This is a genomic window from Bradyrhizobium oligotrophicum S58 (assembly GCF_000344805.1).
Taxonomy (GTDB): domain Bacteria; phylum Pseudomonadota; class Alphaproteobacteria; order Rhizobiales; family Xanthobacteraceae; genus Bradyrhizobium; species Bradyrhizobium oligotrophicum.
Genome location: NC_020453.1, coordinates 4,908,227 through 4,928,266, shown reverse-complemented (window position 1 = coordinate 4,928,266; position 20,040 = coordinate 4,908,227). Strand labels below are relative to the sequence as shown.

Sequence of the window (20,040 nt, the reverse complement as noted above, 5' to 3'; positions counted from 1 at the left end):
AGGGGACACGCCATGGATCCGATCTATCATCTTCTGCCTGATGCGCCGAAGCCGGTCACGCCCTACAGCCATGCGGTGCAAGCGGGGCCGTTCCTGTTCGTCACCGGCCAGCTCGCAACCGATCCTGATGACGACGCGCTGCCGCTCCCGGACGGCATCGAGGCGCAGACCCGCAAGGTGATGGACAACCTCGCGCGCGTGCTGAAGGGCTGCGGCATGAGCTTTGCGAACGTCGTGTTCGCCCGCATCTTCCTGACCGATTTCAAGCGCGACTACGCCGCCATGAACGCGATCTTCTCCAGCCATTTCGACGATGCGCATCGGCCTGGACGGACCACGATCGGGGTCTGCGATCTGGCGCGCGGCGGCATCGTCGAGATCGACATGGTCGCCTACAAGCCGTGAGGGAGAGTGCAATGGAGCGAATCGAGATTCCCGCGCGGCGCGGCAAGGCGGCCTTCGTCACCGCCGGCCAGGTGGTCACCGTGATCAACACCCATGGCGAGCAGGTCGTCGACACCTGGGCCTTCAGCCGCGCCGACCTCTCGGAGTTCATGTCGAACGAGCACACGCGGGCGCATTCGCTGCATCTGGTACCGCGGCCGGGCGACGTGCTCCGGACCAACAGGCGCCGGCCGATCCTGACCTTGATCGAGGACACCTCGGGCGGCATCCACGACACGCTGATCGCGGCCTGTGACCGCTATCGTTATGCGTTTCTCGGACACGAGGGCCATCACGACAATTGCACCGACAATTTGTTCGCCGGCATGGCCGAGCTCGGCCTGACGCCGCCGGAGGTGCCGAGCCCGCTCAATTTGTTCATGAACATTCCATGGGATGCCGACGGCACGCTCGGCTTCGCCGCGCCGCCGCGTCCCGTGCCCGGCGGCCATGTGCGCTTGCGCGCGGAGATGGATCTGGTGATCGCGTTCTCGGCCTGTCCGCAGGACATCCTGCCGATCAACGGCAAGGCCGGACGGCCGGTCGAGGCGCATTTCACGGTGACATCAGCATGAGCGCAGCGAGCAAGGCTGAGCGGGCCGCCGCCAACCGCCGCCGCTACGAGGAGCTGCGTGCAGCGGGGCAGGAGCTCAAGCAGCTGCCGGCGCCGACGGCGCTCGACGGTGCGCCGATCGCGGCGGACGCTGTCGTCCAGACCGAGCAGGTGCCGCCGGGATGGCACACGACGGTGCGGCTGTCGCGCGGCGAGGCATTGCGCATCATCGATGACCACGGCCGCTCCAGCGTGTCGCTGCTGGCGTGGCGCAGCGAGGATCCAACCGAGCGGATCAACTGCGCCGACACGGTGAAGGTGCAGTGGAGCGCGGCGCTGTCGAAGGGCCGGATGATCCTGTCGGACATGGGGCGCGTGCTGCTGGCGGTCATCGAGGATACCTCCGGCGCGCATGATCTGCTGGTCGGCGGCTCGACCGCGGACTCCACGCTTTCGGCCTATGGCGAAGTGACGCGCAACACCCAGGCGAACTTCATCTCGGCCGCCGCCAAGATCGGGCTCGGCCTGCGCGACATCCCGCCCTGCGTGACTTTCTTTGCGCCGGTGACGACGGACGCGGCCGGGCGTTTCGTCTGGCACGCCGCGCGCAAGCACGCCGGCGATTTCGTCGACCTGCGCGCCGAGATGAACCTGATCGTCGCGGTCTCCAACTGCGCCCATCCGCTCGACCCGGCGCGGCCGGCCGCGACGGCGCCGATCACGCTGATCCGGCACCGGCTGCCGCCGCCCGCTGTTGACGACGTCTGCCGCACGGCCTCGGAGGAAGCCGTGCGCGCCTACGCCTTCACCGATCAGCTGTTCGCCTGAGGAGCATGGTCATGCCATCGACCGATCCCGGCCATCTCGTCTATGGCTTCGACATTCCCGCCGAGCGACCCTGGTCGCGGGTGCTGAAGAGGGGCCAGACCCTGCGCATCATCGACAGCGAAGGCGAGCAGGCGGTGGACGCGCTGATCTACGCCGCCGCTGACACCGCCGAACGCTACAGCGCGCAGGACACCTTGCGCGTCCAGGGCTCCGCCTATCTCGAGCTCGGCACGCGGCTGATCTCCAACCGCGGCCGGGTGATGGCGCGGATCACCGCCGACACCTGCGGCCGCCATGATACGTCAGCGGGCTGCTGCTCCTGCGAGAGCAACGCCGTGCGCTTCGGCGAAGCGACGCGCTATTTGCATGCCTGCCGCGAGAACTTCATCCTGGAGCTGTCGCGTCACGGCCTCACCAAGCGCGACATCGTCTCCAACCTGAACTTCTTCATGAACGTCCCGATCGAGCCCACCGGCAATTTCACCGTGCTCGACGGCCCCTCGTCGCCGGGCAACTACGTCGACGTGACCGCCGAGATGGATCTGCTGTTCGTGATCTCGAATTGTCCGCAGGTCAACAACCCCTGCAACGGCTTCGATCCGACTCCGATCCGCGTGGAGATCCGGGAGACGGCTGCGGCCTGAGAGCCCTCCATTTTGCCTGAGAGAACCGTCGCTACGTTGGCGCTTCAGGCTCAACGTTCCTTCGATCTGTCGCGCAGCATCTCATCCCGCCGCATCGGCATGGCATCGACGCGCTTGAACAGGTCGTCCGCTGATATCGGCGTCTGCGAGGCAAACGCGGTGTGGCCGTCTTTGCCGATCAAATAGACCTTGAAACGGTGTCCGTCGGTGCCGACGGCCGCGCGAACCTGGTGGGAGGAGACACCGTCGTCCAGCGCCTCGAGCAGGATGATCTGGCGCTCCGTCATGCCGGCTTTGGCGGCGTCATAGAACCGGCGTTGCCGCCGCGCGCTCGCGTCGTCGGGGCCGGTCACGACGAGGAGCCGGTGTTTCCATCGGTACTTTTCGAGCGGCGAGGCGGAGCTTGCCGGCGGCATGGCGATGGCTCCCAGGAGGATCGCGGTCGTGAGCAGACGCAGTCGCATGTCCCGGACCTCCTGATGGCGTTGTCATCCGAACGTTGGCGGCGATGGGCTGGATCTCTGGTCTCGCCGGAGGAGGGGGACGAGCCTAGCGGTTGCCCTGGTCCTCGACCGCGACGTCGTCCCAGGGGCGATAATAGAGTTTGCTGCAGGCCTCGCGCAGAACGCCGCCTTGAATCGTGAGGTCGTCGCGATAGGCGTTCGCGACGAATTTGAGCGTGTCGACATGCCGGGCTTCAAAGTACATCTGGTGCACGTCGTCGCGGCCGGCGCCGAAGACGATTCGGCCGATCTTGCTCCAGATCGAGGCCATCGTGCACATGCCGCACGGCTGCAGGGTGGTGTAGAGCGTGGCGCCGCGCAGCTCGCCGTCGTCGAAGCCGCGTCCGGCCGCGCGGATGGCCTCGATCTCGGCGTGGGCCGTGGCGTCATTCTTGGCGGCGACGTGATTGCGTTCGGCGGCGATGATGTCGGAGCCCAGCACGATCACGCAGCCGATCGGCGACAGCGCCGGCTCAGCGCCATCCTGCGTGGCGACCTTGATCGCCTCCTGCATGAAATGCTCGTCGGTTCTCAGGTTCGGCACGATGGGTGATATCCGGATGTCTGACGATGAGAGCCGCGCGCGGGAAGGCCACGCGCCATCCTGCTCGGCTGGGGTGAGACGGTCGCTCAGGTCGCGAGCTGCTTCATCTCGGCGATTTTCACCAGCAACCTCTCGCGCTGCCGGCGGAGCGTGGCCGTGATGGCAGGATCGCCCGCGCAGTCCTTCAGCGCGTCGTCGTATTGGTTGATGATCTGCTCCTCGCCACTGACGAAGGATGACAGCGCGTTGGTGCCGAGGCCCGTCACCGCGGAGCGCACGCGGATGACGGTCTCATGCACCGCGGACATGAACGATCCGGACTCGTCCGTTTTCTCGCCCATCCGCGTCAACGCGTCATGCAGCTCAGTGTGATCACGCTCCTTCAGGACGATCATCGCGGCGAACAGCGCCGCCAGCGCCGGCGTCTCGGCATCCTTTCCTGCTTCCTGATAGCCGTTGCGCGCATCAATGAGGGCCGTGTGCAGTGTCTTCAGGCTGTCTGCAGCCATTGTCGCCTCACCGGTCAAAAGTGTGGAGATTTTGACCACGACAATCCGGAGTTGCCGGCTTTGTTCCGGCCCGCGGCCTTCTGCTCCGGGGATGGCACGCCCACGCGCATCCGGACCTGCGATGCACGGTCACGCCACGGCTCGGATGGTTGCCGGGGTCATGGCGGCGTCGTAGGCTCGGCTCCACGCGACAGGCGGCATGATCATGGACAGGCCCGTTTCAGGACGTCCGATGGCGGGACATAATCGTGGAGGACGGCGCGGGTGATGGATGAGGACGACGAGGGCGGACAAATCTCTCGGATCGAGGCGCGGATCGAACAGCTTGCCGAGGTGGCCGAGCGGTGTCGAAAGATCATCCTCGCCTCGAAGATCGTGATATCCGGCGGGGTCGCATTGCTGCTCGGCGCGATGCTGGGCCTGTTCGGGTCCACCGCGGTCGCGTTCCTCGGCGCAATGGCCGCGGTGCTCGGCGGCATCGTTTCGCTCGGATCGAACGTCAGCACATTGCGACAGACAATGGCGGCGATGGCCGCCGCTGAAGCGCTGCGCTCGGACCTGATCGGCAGGATCGATCTGCGCGTGGTCGGCGAGGGAACCGGCTGAGCTTCACTGGATTATTCGCCGATGACAGCGCCGCTTCAACCGCTCAGTTCTGCAACGGGATTTGCGCTCGGCGAAGGGTCCACCCTCGTTGAGATGTCCTCAGCCGCTCCACTGTCGGACGCAACAGGGGGAGCGACATTGTCTACGCTGGTGTCGCGCACTTTCAGCTCGCCTCGTCAGACAACGCACTACCTCGAGTGCGGGCCGGCCGACGGGGCGTTGATGATCTTCCTCCACGGCTGGCCGAGCATCAGCTTGATGTGGCGCGCCCAGATGAATGCGTTCGCCGCTGACGGTTGGCGCTGTGTTGCTCCTGATCTGCGCGGCTTTGGCTGCTCGTCCGCGCCTGCAGCCGCGGACGCCTACGCGATCCAGGAAGTCGTGGCAGACATGGCGGAGTTGCATGATCATCTTGGCGGCCAACCTGCGATCTGGGTCAGCCACGACTGGGGCGTTGTGGTGGCTGCTGAGTTGGCCGCGCATGAGCCCCAGCGCAGCCGCGGCGTCGTGCTGACCTCGCTGGCGTATCAGCCGGAAGGGCACGCCTTGCGCACGGTCGTCCCACTGGTCGACCGGACGATCTATCCGGCTGACCAATATCCGGATGGTCAATGGGACTACTACCGCTACTACACGACGCACTTCGACGCGGCAGTCGCCGACCTCGATGCGGACGAGGCAGCATCGCTGGCGTCGATTTTTCGACGGGGTGATCCCGCCGGCGTGGGCCAGGTTTCGCCGAACGCGGTGGTCACCCGCAACGGAGGGCGCTTCGGCGCCGCGCACCGGGCACCGCCGACTGAGCCCGACCCGGCTCTCTGGCCGCCGGCGGACTTCGAGGTGCTGGTGCAGGCGTTCAAGGCTCACGGTTTCCGCCCCTCCTGCGCGTGGTACCTGAACGATGACGCCAACATCGCCTACGCGCGCAAGGCCCCCAATGACGGCCGCCTGTCGCAGCCGGTGCTGTTCGTCAACGGCGACTTCGATCAGATCTGCAGCATCACCGGAAATCGCCAAGGCGATCCGATGCGCGCGACCTGTGCCGACCTGACCGTGACCAGCATCCCCTCCGGACATTGGTTGCCGCTGGAGCGCAAGGCAGAACTCATCCAGGCCATCCGCACCTGGCTCAAGATCAAAAGCCTTTGACAGGCGGGATGTCCGAGGTTTGTTCCGGCGTCGAGACTCGGGATTGCGTTCGCCCTGGTCGAGGCCGTAGAGATCAACCTCGACCGCCGTCCCCAATCCTGATGGCGGATGCAAACGAGGGAGGGGGCCATGCTCAAGGGGATCGACCCATTGCTCAATGCCGATGTGCTCTATGCGCTCCGGTCGATGGGGCATGGTGACCGCCTGGTGATCTGCGACACCAATTTTCCGGCCGATGCGATTGCGCGGCAGACCGTGTTCGGCGAGCTGCTGCGCATCGACAATATCGGTGCCGCCAGGGCCATCCAGGCGGTGCTGTCGGTGCTGCCGCTCGACACGTTCGTCGATGATGCCGCCGTCCGCATGGAGGTCGTCGGCCAACCGGAGGAGGTGACGCCGGTGCAGCAGGAGGTCCAGGCGGTGATCGACCGGGCCGAAGGCAAGTCCTGGCCGCTGGTCGGTGTCGAGCGCTACGCGTTCTACGAGATGGCCAAGTCAGCCTATTGCGTGATCGCGACCGGCGAGCGCCGGTTCTACGGCTGCTTCATCTTCTCGAAGGGCGTCATCCCGCCGGATGCGGCGTAGGCGCGGGGTTGAAAGGACGTCGGAGCACGTTTCGGGACGGTCGCGATCGGATGCGCGTCGTGTTCGACAGGCGTAGCCCGGGCGGCGCCCGCCGGGGCCCATGGGCGTCAGCGGAAGCGCCCCCCCAGGGAGAGACCGGCTGCCGCATGTCGCTGCGCTCATGCGGGCCTACCGGACTGTCGCCTCGATCGGGGACATGATCATATCAGCGACCGGCGTTTCAGGGATATGCTTTGGCGCGGTCGTCGATCAAATCGGGCTGGCCGACGCACTGGGGGGAGGCATTTCATGGGTTGGATGCGAACGGCGGCCGGCGTGGCGATCGTCCTGCTGGCAGCGGCGAGCGCGGCCCATGCAGAGAAGGTGTATTATCTGCACGGTCCCGGCGGCAACGTCGCGGCGCACATCTATCAGTACACCCGCGTCAACCAGGAATACGATCGCGTGGTGATCGATGGCCAGTGCAAGTCGGCCTGCACGACGGTCCTGGGCGTCGTTCCCCTCAGCAAGATCTGCATCGCTCCTGGCGGCTACTTCATGTTTCACGCCGCCCATCACAGCGATCGCAGCTTCAGCTATCCGCTCACCCAGCTGATGATGCAGGCCTATGCGCCCGAGGTGCGCGACTGGGTGATCCGACACCATGCGCTCGAGCATGTCGATCCCTACACTTATTTGTATCCGAGGGATGTCACGTTCGTTCGGCGCTGCAATCGGTAAGGGCGACGAAGCGGGGCAGGCAACCGGCATGGCCGACATCTACGATCCTCGCTCGTGAAAGGGGTCTTCGACCGCTGCTCTAGTCGCTACATCAGCTTCAGCCTGATCTTCTCGTTCGGGTTCACCGAGCGCTGGCGCCGGCAATGCGTCGCGGCGATTGAGGCCAAGATACGGACGGTCGACCGATAGACGCAGCCGAACCCACGCTCCAGGCTGTCGTCAGCGGGAAACGATCCATCGCTGGACAGCCTCTGCCGTGTCCGCGGGCGTGGAGTTGAAGGCAATGCATGCGTCTGGCGCAAGTCGATGCGCGAGATTGAGGACCTTTTCGAACAGCAGGAGGTGCTCGGACGGTTCGCGCAGCCCCGCCCCGATCACGACGCACGCGAAGCTCTTGCTCCGCAAGGCCGCCTCGACATCTGATTCGGCCGTCGCGTCAGGGGTAAGCAGGCAGGTGTCGACCTCGAACCCGGCGTCGCGCAGACGGTTGATTTCCGCCTCGATGTAGGCGCGCACGAGTTCGGCGGTGAGCTGGGGCATTGCGCTGTAATCGGCGAAGCGCGGATCGAGGCCAATTGCAAGCACGTTCGGCTTTCTCATCGTCGCTTCCCTTGCGTCGTCACGCGCCAGGTGCGGAAACTCGGTCCCGGTAAGGCTCATCGCCTCTGTCTAAAGCCGACAGGATAGCCTCCACCGCCAGGGGCACGATCAGTCGATAGCGCAAGAGGCTATCGATGCATCCGAGATTGCCTCCGCCAAATGGACGTACGGAGGCCCGGGCACCATGTCGTTCCAGTTCGACGACGTAGATGGCCGGCCCTTCGCCGCGCCGAACGGCTTTCGGTCGCGCAGGAGGGACGAGCCCGCATGACGGTGTGAGAGAGACGGATATCGGCCAGCCGCGATTGACCGGTCCCATGGCGCGCTCATGGCGGGCCGTGGGACTGGTCACTGGCGCTTGGGTCATGGCGCCGGGCGAGCGTTACGAAAACTCGCCCGGTCTCGCGCCGAGGTTTCAATCAGAAGCGGCCTCAGCGGCAATTCCAGGTCGTCCCTTGCGCGCAGACTGCGTTCGGGCTGTCGCCGCCATAGATCTGATAGGGGTATTCGCCTTTGCGGTAGTAGCCATAGGCGTTCGGATTCGGTCCGTAGTAGGACGGCGCCGCGTAATACGCCGGGCCGCCATAGACCGGGCCATCATAATAGTCATAGGCGTCGCGGCTTGCGGCGATCGCAAGACCGGTGCCGATGGCACCCGCCGCCAGCGCCGCGCCGACCGCAGCGCCGCCGCCCCCGTGCCAGCGCGCATTTCGAGCGTCGGCACTGGTGGGCGTCAAGGCGCCGATCGCGAGTGCGGTCAATGAAGCGATAACGGCCGTGCGGCCGATCAGAGCTTTCTTGGTCGACATGTCAGGCCTCCAGTGAGTTGCGCCGTGATCGGCGGATGTCTTAAGGTGTCCGGCTGTGCCGAGAACTGCTTACGAACGTCAGAGCCGACGACGACCGGCAAACGGATGATCAATTGCGTTCTCGAACCTGACCGCGCTCGGGGGAGCCAGCGGCCATCCCGAAGCGAATATCAGGTCCACCGCACTAGAACCGCTGGTCCGCTTTGGAGTTCCGGCGCTGTCCAAACTTCCATGCCATTGGAACAGGGGGGCGCTGGGCGTGCGGAGGAGGGGAATGACGCCTGCTTTGCGGACTTGGTCACCCGGCGCCGGAGTTAACTCATCACGGTGCATTTTATGGGCTGAAGACGTTTGAAGGATGTCGATGGGACTGGCTGCTGTGATCCGATGAGCTCGCGTCACCCCATCTGCACGACGGGCAATCCTCGCATGCCCCGCATGCGCCAACTGCCCGTCGTGCCAGTTTGCCGCAAACTAATCACTTGCCACGTCGGGCAAATCACCTCCACATTCTCGCGCATCCCGGCTCGCTGAAGAGGGACGTTTCGCGATCGTCACGAGCGTCGAGCTGGGGAGGCGATGGGCGCGTTGCTCTGCAGCCTGGTGTCACAGCCGGGCCGACGAACGGAGCGATGCGACGGCGAAATGGTGTGGTCCTGGCATCGCGGTGCTGATGCCAAGCCGGTGGTGATGATGATCCGCTGGCGACGGGGGCAAGACAGCCGATCCCCGGGGAGAGCGCCTATAACCCGCAAACCGTCGCGCAGGGAAGGCCGGATATTGGGCTGAACCTGTGGTTCTGCCGCGTGCTTTTTGTTGCACGCGGACCGCGGGTATCAGTCGATACCCGGTCTTCCCTGCGCCTCTTCTTCGAAGGAGAGGTCAACGCGATGCAAAACTCGGGCGCAGGCCGCCGCGAGATCGCTCAGCCTCGTCTGCGGTTCGATCGTTCGAAGAGGGGGGCGTCGTGACGATGTCCCGCGCGGGCATTGCGCCATCTCGTCGCATCGGCGCCGTGTCACCCCATCGTGGCCAGCCGCAGGGCCAGCGTGCAGGCGCGGTCGTATTCGTCGCGGTTGATCCACTCGTCGATCGTGTGCGGCTCGTTCTGGCCGGTGCCGAAAGTGACGGTGGGGATGCCGTGGCGGACCATCCAGTTGGCGTCGAGGCCGCCATTGCCGGCGCGCAAGGTCGGCGTGGCGCCGATGTCGGCGATGGCGGCGGTGGCGCGCTTGACGACGGGCAGGGTCTCCTTGATCCGGAACGGCGGAAACTCCGTCACCGCCTTGAACTTGACGCGGCCGGACTTGCCGTCACTGTTGGTGACCTGCCTCGCGGCCTTCTCGAACGCGGCCTTGTAGGCGTTGCTGATCTCGCGAACGAACTTGGCGTCGTGGCTGCGGCACTCGCCGCCGACATGGACGTAGTCGGTGACGACGTTGGTGGCATCGCCCGCGGGACGACCCTCACCGCCGGTGACCGGGCCGACATTGCTGGTGCCGAGCCTGGCGTCTTTGCCCTTGCCCTTCACCACCTTGCCGAACCATCCGCCGGCCCCGACCTCGGCCAGCGCGAGCGCCAGGATCATGGTGGCGCTGATGCCGCGCTCAGGTGCTACGCCGGCATGCGAGGCGCGGCCAAAAATCTCGACCTCCCATTTGTCGGCGCCGACCGCGGCGATGGTGACCGACGAGGCGGAGCTGCCGTCGAAATTGAACGCCATCGCGGGCGCGCCCAGCGCGTCGAGATCGACATGGCGGGCGCCGTGCAGCCCGCTCTCCTCGCGCACGCAGAACAGCAGCGTGATCGGCGGATGATCGAGCTTTTGCCTGATAAGCTCGGCCGCGAGCGTCACGAGGATGCCGCAGCCGCAGCGGTTGTCGCCGCCGAGCGCGGTCTTGGCCTGGTTGACGATCTTCCGCCCGGCGATCTTCGGCTGCGCGCCGGCGCACAGCGGCACGGTGTCCATGTGGGTCATGAACATCAGCCGCGGCTGGTTCTGCATCGTGCCGCGGCCGGGCAGCTCGACGATCAGGTTGCCCGTCTCGGTCGGCAGCGCAATGCGCGTATTGGCATCGTCGAACCGCATCGCCTTGGCTGGCACGCCAGCCTGCTTCAACGCCGCCATGATCTCGCGCCCGATCGCCTTCTCCTGTCCGGTCACGCCCTGGACGGCGAGAAAACGCATGAGGCGATCGGTAGCGGCGGTGGTGTCGACGGACATGAAGCGATTCCTGTGATTGGCGAGCGTGCGCGCAGCATCGGTCGCGGCGTTCTGTTGCGCAAGGGCGCGGCCTGCACGGTCGGGCTGCGCCTGGCGCGGGCGGCCGCGTCGATTGGCCGATCCCGTCGATCGGCCGACGGCCCCGACTCTTTTCCGAGGCTCCAATCGTCTTCACTTCATCTGAACATTGGAGCATCATCATGAGCCTGAAAGACAAGACCGTCGTCGTCACCGGTGGAAGCCGCGGTCTCGGCCTGGGATTGGTCGAGGCGCTCGTCGACCACGGCGCCAGGGTCACCGTGGTTGCGCGTGGTGCTGCGGCGCTGGAGGCCGTCGCCGCCCGTCTCGCCGTGGCCACGATCGCGGCCGACGTCACCGACGAGGCCGCCGCGCTTCGCATCGTCGGCGACCTCAGCCCCGACATCCTGGTGCTGAACGCCGGCGCGACGCCGCCGATGGGTCGGCTGGATCAACTGAGCTGGAAGGATTTTTCGATGGCTTGGGAGACGGACGTCAAGGCGGGCCTGTACTGGCTGCAGGCGGCGCTCAATCGCCCGCTCAAGCCGGGAAGCCGCGTCCTGGTCGGATCGAGCGGCGCGGCCGTGACCGGCTCGCAGATGTCGGGCGGCTATGGCGGCGCCAAGCGCATGCTCTGGTTCATGGCGAAGTATGCCAACGGCGTGTCGCAGGAGAAAAACCTCGGCATCCGCTTCCAGGCGATCGTGCCGCGCATGATGATCCTTGGCACCGGGGTGGGGGACACGGCCGCGGGCGCGTATGCGCGCTCGATGGGCATCACGCCGGAAGCCTTCGTCGCCCGCTTCGGCGCGCCGATGCCGCCGCGCGCGTTCGGCGATCGGGTGGTCTCGATGCTGGAGGATGCGCGCTTTGCCGATGGCGTCGTGTTCGGCCTCAACGGCGATGCCGGCGTGACCATCATGGAAGGAGCGACAGCTTGAGCGACGGCGGACATGCGTCGGACGGCGCGCGCAGGACCGAGCTCGTTGCGCTGGCCGAGCAGTTGCGGCCCGAGCTGCATCGCTATTGCGCGCGTCTGATGGGGTCGGTCATCGATGGCGAGGACGTCGTGCAGGACGCCTTGACGAAAGCGCTCGTCGCCGCCGATGAGATGCGCGACGTCACGACCTTGCGGGCCTGGCTGTTCCGGGTCGCGCATAACCGGGCGCTGGACCTGCTGCGCAGCCGTGCGATCCGGACCGTCGAGCCGATGGAGACCGCCAACCACGTCGCTGATGACGCCACGCCAGATGCCTTGGAGATGATGATGCGCCAGGACGCGATCAGGACGGCGGTTTCGCGCTTCACCGAGCTCTCGATCGTCCAGCGCAGCGTGCTGATCCTGAAGGATGTTCTGGATGAGCCGCTGGCCGACATTGCAGCCCTCCTCAATCTCAGCGTGGACTCGGTGAAAGCCCATCTCGCCCGCGGGCGGGCGCGTCTCGCCGCGATCAACGCTGTTGCCGACGCGCAAGCCCCCTCGCGGCCGGCGTCCGATGCGGTGGCGCGCTACGTGGCCTTGTTCAACCGGCGTGATTGGGACGGCCTCCGCGCGCTGCTGGCCTATGATGTCAGGCTGCACCAGTCCACGCATCCGGTCCGCGTCGGCTCCGTCGATGTCGGGATGTTCTTCGGCATCTACGCCAAGTTCGACGGCGTCTGGCTGACGCCAGCCTGGCTCGAGGGCCGCGAGGTCGTTGCAGTGTTCGAGAACCGCGGCGATGCAAGGCCAAGCTACGTCATGTGGCTCACTTGGCGCGACGGCAAGATCAGCTTCATCCGTGACTACCGCTATGTCCGCTACGTCATCGCCGATGCGGAGCTGGTGCTGGCAGCGGACGCGCCGGATCGGTCGTGATGGTGATCATGCCGGAGTCAGCGTTGCGGATCGAGCCGTATTCGGGATCAGGATTGTGGACCTTGACCAGCGTTTGGAGGCTGGTGTTGAGAGGCGCCTCTGACCACACCCCGTCAAAGCCGCTCACGGTCGAGGTCCATGGCGTGCAGAGTTGTTGATGATTGCGATCGCAGATCTGTTTCGCGGCCCGGTCGGCGTCGAGGCCGCTGCGCTCTCACAAGCCGATGGCGAGCTTTTCCCGGAGGAGCGCGCCTTCATCCAGGCTGCCGTGCCCAAGCGCCGGGCGGAGTTCGCCACCGCAAGGATCCTGGCGCGGCGGGCGCTGGCGGCGCTCGGGGCTCCGCCAATCCCGCTGGTTCCGACGCCGGATCGCGCGCCGGTCTGGCCATCGGGCTATACGGGGAGCATTTCACATTGCAGCAATTATTGCGCCGTCGTCGTGGCGCGCAGCCGTGATGTCGCTTCGCTCGGCCTGGACGTGGAAGATCTGCGCGAGCTCGACCCCGCGATGCAGGATCTGGTGCTCACGCCGGCAGAGCGGCGATGGGTCGGGGCCCAGCCCAGGGACATTCAGGCTGTGCTTCCGATCCTGATCTTCAGCGCCAAGGAAGCCTACTACAAATGTCAGTATCCGACCACGCGCGGCTTCCTCGATTTCCAGGATGTCGAGCTTTCGATCGAATGGGCGTCTGGTAGCTTCGAAGCGCGCGTTCTCAAGGCGGGCTGGCCGGCCGCCGTCGCCCGCCTGTCGGGGCGGTTTGTTGTTGATACCGACCGTGTCGGCTGCGGCGTCGAGTTCGTGCGAGGCTGACTGTGCGATTGCATCCAAAGGTTGGGTCCCAGCCGTGCGCCGATGCCGCCGAAGAAAAATTATGTCGCGGCCATTTCCCGAAAATCTCCGATAGACGAACCGGTTACCGCAGGCGCTAAACATGGTGTGCAGCAATAATAGCGGAAATGCGCTTGACATGTTTAGTCGTCGGCAATCTACTAAACAAAATACTTAACTCGGACTGATGATCCGGGACCAAGGGGAAACGCTTGCGGCTCCCGCTGTCGTTGTGACGGCGCAATGGGCTGCGGGCCAACAACCGCCGTCACCCGCGCAAAGGCAGGGGCGGCGCCAACAGGGAGGGAGTGCCAGATGAAGTTGCTGCAGACATTTGCACTGACGGCGACGGTCGCCGCCGCCGCGGCGTTCGGCGCGTCCGCGCCGGCGCGCGCCGAGGGAAAGACGATCACCCTGTGCTGGGCCGCGTGGGACCCCGCCAACGCGCTGGTCGAGCTGTCGAAGGACTTCACGGCCAAGACCGGCGTCAACATGAAGTTCGAGTTCGTGCCATGGCCGAACTTCGCCGACCGCATGCTCAATGAGCTCAACTCCAAGGGCAAGCTGTGCGACCTGATGATCGGCGACTCCCAGTGGATCGGTGGCGCTGCCGAGAACGGCCAGTACGTCAAGCTCAACGAGTTCTTCGACAAGGAAGGCATCAAGATCTCCGACTTCATGCCCGCCACGGTGGCCGGTTATGCCGAATGGCCGAAGGGCTCGCCGAACTACTGGGCACTCCCGGCGATGGGCGACGCCAATGGCTGGACCTATCGCAAGGACTGGTTCTCGCGGCCGGAGATCAGGGAAGAGTTCAAGAAGAAGTTCGGCCGTGAGCTCGAGGTGCCGAAGACGCAGGAAGAGCTGAAGGACATCGCCGAGTTCTTCCAGAAGCGCGTGATCGACGGCAAGACCGTCTATGGCGCGGCGATCTTCACCGAGCGCGGTTCGGAAGGCATCACCATGGGTGTCACCAACGCGCTCTATCCGTTCGGCTTCAAATATCAGAACCCGAAGAAGCCGTATGACATGCAGGGCTTCGTCAACTCCGACGACGCCGTGAAGGGCCTCGAATTCTATAAGGCGCTCTACAAGTGCTGCACGCCCCCGGGTTATTCCAACGGTTACATGCAGGAAGGGCTCGACGCCTTCAAGTCCGGCCAGGTCGCGCTGCAGATGAACTGGTTCGCGTTCTTCCCGGGGCTCTACAAGGACCCCAATGTCGGCGGCGACAGAATAGGCTTCTTCGTCAACCCGGCGCAGAAGGAAAAGGGCTCGCAGCTCGGCGGGCAGGGCATCTCGGTGGTGGCCTATTCGCCGAACCGCCCCGAGGCTTTGGCCTACATCAAATGGTTCGCCTCGCTTGACACCCAGAAGAAGTGGTGGGCGCTCGGCGGCTACAGCTGCCACAAGGGCGTGCTCAACGATCCCAACTTCAAAAACACCGCGCCGTTCGCGGCCGACTTCCTGGTGGCGATGGACCAGGTGGTCGACTTCTGGGCCGAGCCGTCCTACGCGCAGCTGCTGCTCGCGATGCAGAAGCGCGTTCACGACTATGTCGTCGCCGACCAGGGTACGGCCAAGGGCGCGCTCGACGGGCTGATCGTGGACTGGACCAAGGTGTTCAAGGAGGACGGCAAGCTCTGATGACCAGCAGCGCCTCGAATGCGATGCGTCACGATCGATGCTGCCGGCAGGCTCAGCCTGCCGGCGGACCACCCGACCCACCGCAAGCCTGAAGCAGCAGTGAAGTAGTCCCTCGCATGACCGACCAAACCGGATTGAGCGGCCTCGTCGACCGCGCCGCCATGGTGACGCCGCCTGTCGTGGCGCGCCGCGCTCGCGGCCTGTCCGAGCGCGCCATCGCCTGGCTGTTCATCACCCCGACCATGCTGCTGCTGCTCGCGATCAACATCTTTCCGCTGATCTGGACCATCCGGCTGTCCTTCACCAACTACCGCGCCAACCGGCCGAATGCGACGGTGCTCGATGTCGGGCTCGCCAACTACCAGTCGATCCTGACCGATCCGGATGTCTGGGCGGCGATGACCGTGACTGCGCGTTTCGTGTTCTGGAGCATCCTGATCCAGACCGTGCTCGGCTTCACCCTGGCCTGGCTGATCGACAAGAAATTCCGCGGCCATGGCCTGTGGACCACGCTGATCCTGTTGCCGATGATGCTGTCGCCGGCCGTGGTCGGTAATTTCTGGACCTTCCTGTACCAGCCGCAAATCGGCCTGTTCAATTACGTCATCTCGGCCGCGACCGGCGCGCCCGCATCGTCGTTCCAGATGCTGGCGCAGGTGCCGCTCGCACCCTGGGCGATCGTCATCGTCGACACCTGGATGTGGACGCCCTACGTGATGCTGATCTGTCTCGCCGGGCTGCGTTCGATTCCCGACTACATCTATGAGGCGGCCGAAGTCGACCGCGCCTCGCCGTGGCGGCAGTTCTGGTCGATCACTCTGCCGATGGCGCTGCCTTTCATCATGCTGGCGGTGCTGTTTCGGGGGATCGAGAACTTCAAGATGTTCGACATGGTGAACCTCCTGACCGGCGGCGGACCCGGCTCGACCACTGAAGTGGCCTCGATCACCTTGAAGCGCGAGGCGTTCGAGAAGTGGCGCACCGGCTATTCTTCGGCCTTCGCCATCATCCTGTTCGTCACGGTGTTTGGTCTCGCCAATATCTACGTCAAGGCGCTCAACCGGGTGAAAAACCGATGACCGGTCTCGCAACCGCCCATTCCGTGGTCGATCCGTCGCCGCTCGTGAAGCGGATCGCGGCCGGCGTGGTCATCGCCTATGCGCTGATCACGCTGGTGCCGCTGCTGTGGATCGTCATGACCGGCTTCAAGTCGCCGTCGGACGCGATCGCCTATCCGCCTAAGCTCGTGGGCGAGCCGACCCTGGAAGGCTATTGCAACCTGTTCACGACGCGGACGCGGCAGACGCCGGAGTATATGGCCAAGCTGCCGCCGGCCACGGATGTGTGCGACCGCGTCTCGCGCGGCCGCAACATGGTGGTCGCGGGACCGTCGAACTATATCCCGCGCTATGTGAACTCGCTGGTGATCGCGTTCGGCTCGACGGCGCTGTCGGTCGTGCTCGGCACGCTTGCAGCCTACGCGTTCTCGCGCTTCAAGGTGCCGCTGAAGGACGATCTCATGTTCTTCATCCTGTCGACACGCATGATGCCGCCGATCGCTGTCGCGATTCCGATCTATCTGATGTACCGCGAGCTCGGACTGTCGGACACCAGGCTCGGCATGATCCTGCTCTACACCTCCGTCAACATCTCGCTCGCGGTCTGGCTGCTCAAGGGCTTCATGGATGAGATCCCGCGGGAATATGAGGACGCGGCGATGGTCGACGGCTACACGCGGCTGCAGGCGTTCTTCAAGGTGGTGCTGCCGCAGGCCACCACCGGCATCGTCGCCACCGCGATCTTCTGCCTGATCTTCGCCTGGAACGAATATGCCTTCGCGGTGCTTCTGACCTCGGGCACGGCGCAGACCGCGCCGCCCTTCATCCCGATCATCATCGGTGAGGGCGGGCAGGACTGGCCCGCGGTCGCGGCCGGCACCACGCTGTTCCTGATTCCGATCGTCGTGTTCACCGTGCTGCTACGGAAGCATCTGTTGCGCGGCATCACATTCGGAGCGGTGCGCAAATGAGCCAGGTCATTCAAAGGAAGACGGCCGATGTTGCGAGCCCGCGCTGGCCGCGGGCGCTGCGTCGCGGCCCCATGGAGACAGTGGCGACGATCCTGATCGCGGCGGGCGTGCTGATGCTGCTGCAGCCGTTCGCGCTGGTGCTCTATACCTATTCCTTCGTCATCACGCTGGCTGGCGTCGTGATGTTCACCATCGTCTCCAAGTTCCCGGATTGACGCCATGGCAGAGATCCGGATCGAAAAACTGGTCAAGCAGTTCGGCGGTTTCGCGGCCGTGCGTGGCACCAGCTTCACCATCGCCGACGGCGAGTTCTTCTGCCTGCTCGGTCCCTCCGGCTGCGGCAAGACCACGACCTTGCGCATGATCGCAGGGCTGGAGCTGCCGACCTCGGGGACGATCAGCCTGGGCGGCGAGGACGTCACCTTCCGCCGCGCCCGCGAGCGCGACATCGCCATGGTGTTCCAATTGTTCGCGCTGTACCCACACATGAACGTGCGCAAGAACATCGCCTTTCCGCTGATCTCGATGGGCGTGCCCAAGGCAGAGATCAAGCGGCGCGTGGAGGAGGCGGCGCGCATTCTCCGCATCGATCATCTGCTCGATCGTCCGGTTAGCGGATTGTCCAGCGGCGATCGTCAGCGCGTCGCCCTCGGCCGCGCCATTGTGCGCGAGCCCAAGGCGTTCCTGATGGATGAGCCTCTCGGCGCGCTCGATGCCGAGTTCCGCCACGTCATGTGCGGCGAGCTGCGCGCATTGCACGACCGCCTCAAGGCCACCACCGTGTTCGTCACCCACGACCAGCTCGAAGCGATGTCGATGGCCGACAAGATCGCGGTCATGAATCGCGGTATGGTCGAGCAGCTCGGCACCCCGCAGGAAATCTATGACCGTCCCGCCACCATGTTCGTTGCCGACTTCATCGGCTCGCCGGCGATGAACTTCATCCGTTTCGAGGACCGGCTGGCAGCCGGGGCCAACAGCGTGCGCATCGATGGTGCCGAAATCGGCGTGCCCGAGCTGCGCGAGGATGCCGGGACGAGCGAGCTGGTGCTCGGCGTGCGGCCGGAGCAGGTGATGCTCACGGCTGACGGCGGCTTGCGCGGCGAGGTGTTCGGCGCCGAATATCTCGGCACCACGCAGATCGTCACCGTCACCACCGCCCATGGCACGGTGAAGGCGCGCACGTCCGCGGCCATCCGTGTCGAGCGGGCGGAGCCGGTCGGGCTCAACTTCCGCGCCGACCGGCTGTCGCTGTTCAATGCTGCCACCGGCCTTGCTATTCGCACCGCGCTGTATGAGCAGCCGGCGAGGGGAGGCCGTCATGGCTGAGACGCGCCTCAACGCCGTCAGCAAATCTTTCGGCATCAAGCCTGCGGTGCGGGATCTCTCGCTGACGATCCGTGACGGTGAGCTCGTCGTGCTGCTGGGTCCGACCGGAGCCGGCAAGACCACGACGTTGCGGCTGGTCGCCGGATTGGAGATGCCCGACAGCGGCACCGTCACCATCGGCGGCATTGAGCAGACCCAGGCGACCCCTGCGGCGCGCGACGTCACCTTCGTGTTCCAGCAGTACTCGCTCTATCCGCATCTGTCGGTCTACGACAACCTCGCCTTCCCGCTGCGCTCGCCCGTGCGCAGGACGCCGGAGCCTGAGATCAAGCGCATCGTGGGCGAGATCGCGGCGATGCTGAGGATCGACGACAAGCTCGGCAACCGCGCCACCCAACTTTCCGGCGGCCAGATGCAGCGCGTCGCCATCGGCCGCGCGCTGGTGCGGCGTCCTGCGATCGCGCTGCTCGACGAGCCGCTGTCGTCGCTCGACGCCAAGCTCCGCTCGGAGCTGCGCATCGAGCTCAAGCGCATCCAGCAGGACCTCGGCGCCACCATGCTCTATGTCACGCACGACCAGATTGAGGCGATGACCCTGGCCAACCGGATCGGCGTGATCGAGCAGGGCCGGCTGGTGCAGGTCGGCAGTCCGCGCGAAGTCTATGAGGACCCGGCCAACACCTATGTAGCGACCCGGCTCGGCAGCCCCGGCATCAATCTGCTGCCGCGCAAGCTGTTCCCGGATCTCGCGGTGCCCGGTGACGTCGCGACCATCGGCGCGCGCACCGAGCACATGACCGTTCGTCCCGCCAAAAACGGTGCGGACGCACGGGTGAAGTGGATCGAGCATCTCGGTGATCAGAATCATCTGCATATCACGTTACAGGACCAGACCATCGTCAGCCTGGTCGAGCCGGATACGGAATTGAAAGTCGGCGACGCCGTCGCTATCGAGTTCACCCGGCCGCTGCTGTTCGACCGGGATGGCCAGCGGGTGAGATAGAGCATGGACCAGGACTTCAAAAGCCGACTGATCGCGGCGATGGCTGACGCCATCATCGCCCACGCCGAGGAACTGACGGCGTTGGATTCGGCGATCGGCGATGGCGATCACGGACTCAACATGAAGCGTGGTTTCGAGGCCGTGCTCGCTGATGCCAGCAACATCACGGCCAAGCCGCTGCCGGATGCGCTGAAGGCGATCGGCATGACGCTGGTGATGAAAGTCGGGGGCGCCTCCGGTCCGCTCTATGGCACGCTCGCGATGGGCCTCGGCAAGGCGCTGCCGACAGAGCCGTCGGTTGCCGATGCGGCCGGGGCGCTCGGTCGCGCCATCGAGGACGTCAAGGCGCGCGGCAAGTCCGAAGCCGGACAGAAGACCATGCTCGACGTGCTGGTGCCGGTGCAGGTCGCCTTTGCCGCTGGAGGCGAAGATATCGCGACACGATTGCCAGCGGTTGCAGCGGAGGCCGCGGATGCAACCATCCCGATGAAGGCGGTCCGCGGCCGCGCCTCCTTTCTCGGCGAGCGCTCGATCGGACACATGGATCCCGGCGCCCGCTCGTCCAGCCTGCTGGTGCAGGCGATCTGCAGCGTATTCGATGAGGCCTGA

24 protein-coding genes are annotated in these 20,040 nt (G+C 65.3%); 18 read left to right on the top strand and 6 right to left on the bottom strand.

What is annotated here, in order from left to right:
* The first annotated feature begins 12 nt into the window (after positions 1-12).
* Genes S58_RS21245 through S58_RS21230 form a run of 4 tightly spaced genes read left to right on the top strand, consistent with a single transcriptional unit; the run spans position 13 to position 2,469 of the window.
* Positions 13-405, top strand: a complete 393-nt coding sequence (locus S58_RS21245; RefSeq protein WP_042340050.1) for a RidA family protein — start codon at positions 13-15, stop codon at positions 403-405.
* Positions 406-416: 11 nt separating this feature from the next.
* On the top strand, positions 417-1,019 hold the full coding sequence (locus S58_RS21240; protein ID WP_015667431.1) for a DUF1989 domain-containing protein: 603 nt from the start codon (positions 417-419) through the stop codon (positions 1,017-1,019).
* Positions 1,016-1,825, top strand: coding sequence for an urea amidolyase associated protein UAAP1 (locus tag S58_RS21235; RefSeq protein ID WP_015667430.1), 810 nt, complete (start codon positions 1,016-1,018; stop codon positions 1,823-1,825). Before S58_RS21240 ends, S58_RS21235 begins: the two co-directional genes overlap by 4 nt.
* Before the next feature lie 11 nt (positions 1,826-1,836).
* A complete protein-coding gene (locus tag S58_RS21230; protein ID WP_015667429.1) occupies positions 1,837-2,469 on the top strand; it encodes an urea amidolyase associated protein UAAP2 in 633 nt (210 codons plus the stop codon).
* 50 nt (positions 2,470-2,519) lie between these two features.
* Here the strand turns inward: S58_RS21230 and S58_RS21225 are convergent, their stop codons facing one another.
* From S58_RS21225 to S58_RS21215, 3 genes are all read right to left on the bottom strand, one after another.
* Positions 2,520-2,933: a DUF4174 domain-containing protein gene (locus S58_RS21225; RefSeq protein ID WP_015667428.1), complete on the bottom strand. Its 414-nt coding sequence runs from the start codon at positions 2,931-2,933 to the stop codon at positions 2,520-2,522.
* An 85-nt stretch (positions 2,934-3,018) separates the two neighbouring features.
* Positions 3,019-3,516 carry a nucleoside deaminase gene (locus S58_RS21220; RefSeq protein WP_015667427.1) on the bottom strand — a complete coding sequence of 166 codons (498 nt, stop codon included), beginning with the start codon at positions 3,514-3,516 and terminating at the stop codon, positions 3,019-3,021.
* 86 nt (positions 3,517-3,602) lie between these two features.
* Positions 3,603-4,025: a ferritin-like domain-containing protein gene (locus S58_RS21215; protein ID WP_015667426.1), complete on the bottom strand. Its 423-nt coding sequence runs from the start codon at positions 4,023-4,025 to the stop codon at positions 3,603-3,605.
* Positions 4,026-4,292: 267 nt separating this feature from the next.
* Here S58_RS21215 and S58_RS21210 point away from each other — a divergent pair, with 267 nt between their 5' ends.
* The 4 genes from S58_RS21210 to S58_RS21195 all read left to right on the top strand — a co-directional run bounded on the left by S58_RS21210 (position 4,293) and on the right by S58_RS21195 (position 7,085).
* Entirely contained in the window at positions 4,293-4,631 is a 339-nt protein-coding gene (locus S58_RS21210; protein ID WP_042340048.1) for a hypothetical protein, read from the top strand.
* A 222-nt stretch (positions 4,632-4,853) separates the two neighbouring features.
* Positions 4,854-5,780, top strand: coding sequence for an alpha/beta fold hydrolase (locus S58_RS21205; RefSeq protein ID WP_244440816.1), 927 nt, complete (start codon positions 4,854-4,856; stop codon positions 5,778-5,780).
* Between the two features lie 129 nt (positions 5,781-5,909).
* Positions 5,910-6,365: an RbsD/FucU family protein gene (locus tag S58_RS21200; protein ID WP_015667423.1), complete on the top strand. Its 456-nt coding sequence runs from the start codon at positions 5,910-5,912 to the stop codon at positions 6,363-6,365.
* 288 nt (positions 6,366-6,653) lie between these two features.
* The gene (locus S58_RS21195) at positions 6,654-7,085 is read left to right on the top strand and encodes a hypothetical protein (RefSeq protein ID WP_015667422.1); all 432 of its coding nucleotides are present in this window, start codon (positions 6,654-6,656) and stop codon (positions 7,083-7,085) included.
* Between the two features lie 219 nt (positions 7,086-7,304).
* On the opposite strand, the gene S58_RS21190 is transcribed toward S58_RS21195, so the two are convergent.
* From S58_RS21190 to S58_RS21180, 3 genes are all read right to left on the bottom strand, one after another.
* The gene (locus S58_RS21190; protein ID WP_042340842.1) at positions 7,305-7,685 is read right to left on the bottom strand and encodes a hypothetical protein; all 381 of its coding nucleotides are present in this window, start codon (positions 7,683-7,685) and stop codon (positions 7,305-7,307) included.
* A 431-nt stretch (positions 7,686-8,116) separates the two neighbouring features.
* Positions 8,117-8,494 carry a hypothetical protein gene (locus tag S58_RS21185; protein WP_015667420.1) on the bottom strand — a complete coding sequence of 126 codons (378 nt, stop codon included), beginning with the start codon at positions 8,492-8,494 and terminating at the stop codon, positions 8,117-8,119.
* Between the two features lie 1,018 nt (positions 8,495-9,512).
* Positions 9,513-10,718, bottom strand: a complete 1,206-nt coding sequence (locus tag S58_RS21180) for a M20/M25/M40 family metallo-hydrolase (protein WP_015667419.1) — start codon at positions 10,716-10,718, stop codon at positions 9,513-9,515.
* 200 nt (positions 10,719-10,918) lie between these two features.
* Between S58_RS21180 and S58_RS21175 the strand changes: the two genes are divergently transcribed.
* The 10 genes from S58_RS21175 to dhaL all read left to right on the top strand — a co-directional run bounded on the left by S58_RS21175 (position 10,919) and on the right by dhaL (position 20,040).
* Positions 10,919-11,677 carry an SDR family NAD(P)-dependent oxidoreductase gene (locus S58_RS21175; protein WP_015667418.1) on the top strand — a complete coding sequence of 253 codons (759 nt, stop codon included), beginning with the start codon at positions 10,919-10,921 and terminating at the stop codon, positions 11,675-11,677.
* On the top strand, positions 11,674-12,594 hold the full coding sequence (locus S58_RS21170; RefSeq protein WP_015667417.1) for a sigma-70 family RNA polymerase sigma factor: 921 nt from the start codon (positions 11,674-11,676) through the stop codon (positions 12,592-12,594). The genes S58_RS21175 and S58_RS21170 overlap by 4 nt, the downstream gene beginning before the upstream one ends.
* A gap of 157 nt (positions 12,595-12,751) precedes the next feature.
* Positions 12,752-13,405, top strand: coding sequence for a 4'-phosphopantetheinyl transferase family protein (locus tag S58_RS21165; protein WP_015667415.1), 654 nt, complete (start codon positions 12,752-12,754; stop codon positions 13,403-13,405).
* Positions 13,406-13,738: 333 nt separating this feature from the next.
* Entirely contained in the window at positions 13,739-15,070 is a 1,332-nt protein-coding gene (locus tag S58_RS21160) for an ABC transporter substrate-binding protein (protein ID WP_015667414.1), read from the top strand.
* A 116-nt stretch (positions 15,071-15,186) separates the two neighbouring features.
* Positions 15,187-16,149, top strand: coding sequence for a carbohydrate ABC transporter permease (locus S58_RS21155; RefSeq protein ID WP_015667413.1), 963 nt, complete (start codon positions 15,187-15,189; stop codon positions 16,147-16,149).
* On the top strand, positions 16,146-17,099 hold the full coding sequence (locus S58_RS21150) for a carbohydrate ABC transporter permease (protein ID WP_015667412.1): 954 nt from the start codon (positions 16,146-16,148) through the stop codon (positions 17,097-17,099). The genes S58_RS21155 and S58_RS21150 overlap by 4 nt, the downstream gene beginning before the upstream one ends.
* Entirely contained in the window at positions 17,096-17,314 is a 219-nt protein-coding gene (locus S58_RS21145; protein WP_015667411.1) for a hypothetical protein, read from the top strand. The genes S58_RS21150 and S58_RS21145 overlap by 4 nt, the downstream gene beginning before the upstream one ends.
* Before the next feature lie 4 nt (positions 17,315-17,318).
* A complete protein-coding gene (locus S58_RS21140) occupies positions 17,319-18,428 on the top strand; it encodes an ABC transporter ATP-binding protein (RefSeq protein ID WP_015667410.1) in 1,110 nt (369 codons plus the stop codon).
* A complete protein-coding gene (locus S58_RS21135; protein WP_015667409.1) occupies positions 18,421-19,431 on the top strand; it encodes an ABC transporter ATP-binding protein in 1,011 nt (336 codons plus the stop codon). Before S58_RS21140 ends, S58_RS21135 begins: the two co-directional genes overlap by 8 nt.
* A 3-nt stretch (positions 19,432-19,434) precedes the next feature.
* On the top strand, positions 19,435-20,040 hold the full coding sequence (gene dhaL, locus S58_RS21130) for a dihydroxyacetone kinase subunit DhaL (protein WP_015667408.1): 606 nt from the start codon (positions 19,435-19,437) through the stop codon (positions 20,038-20,040).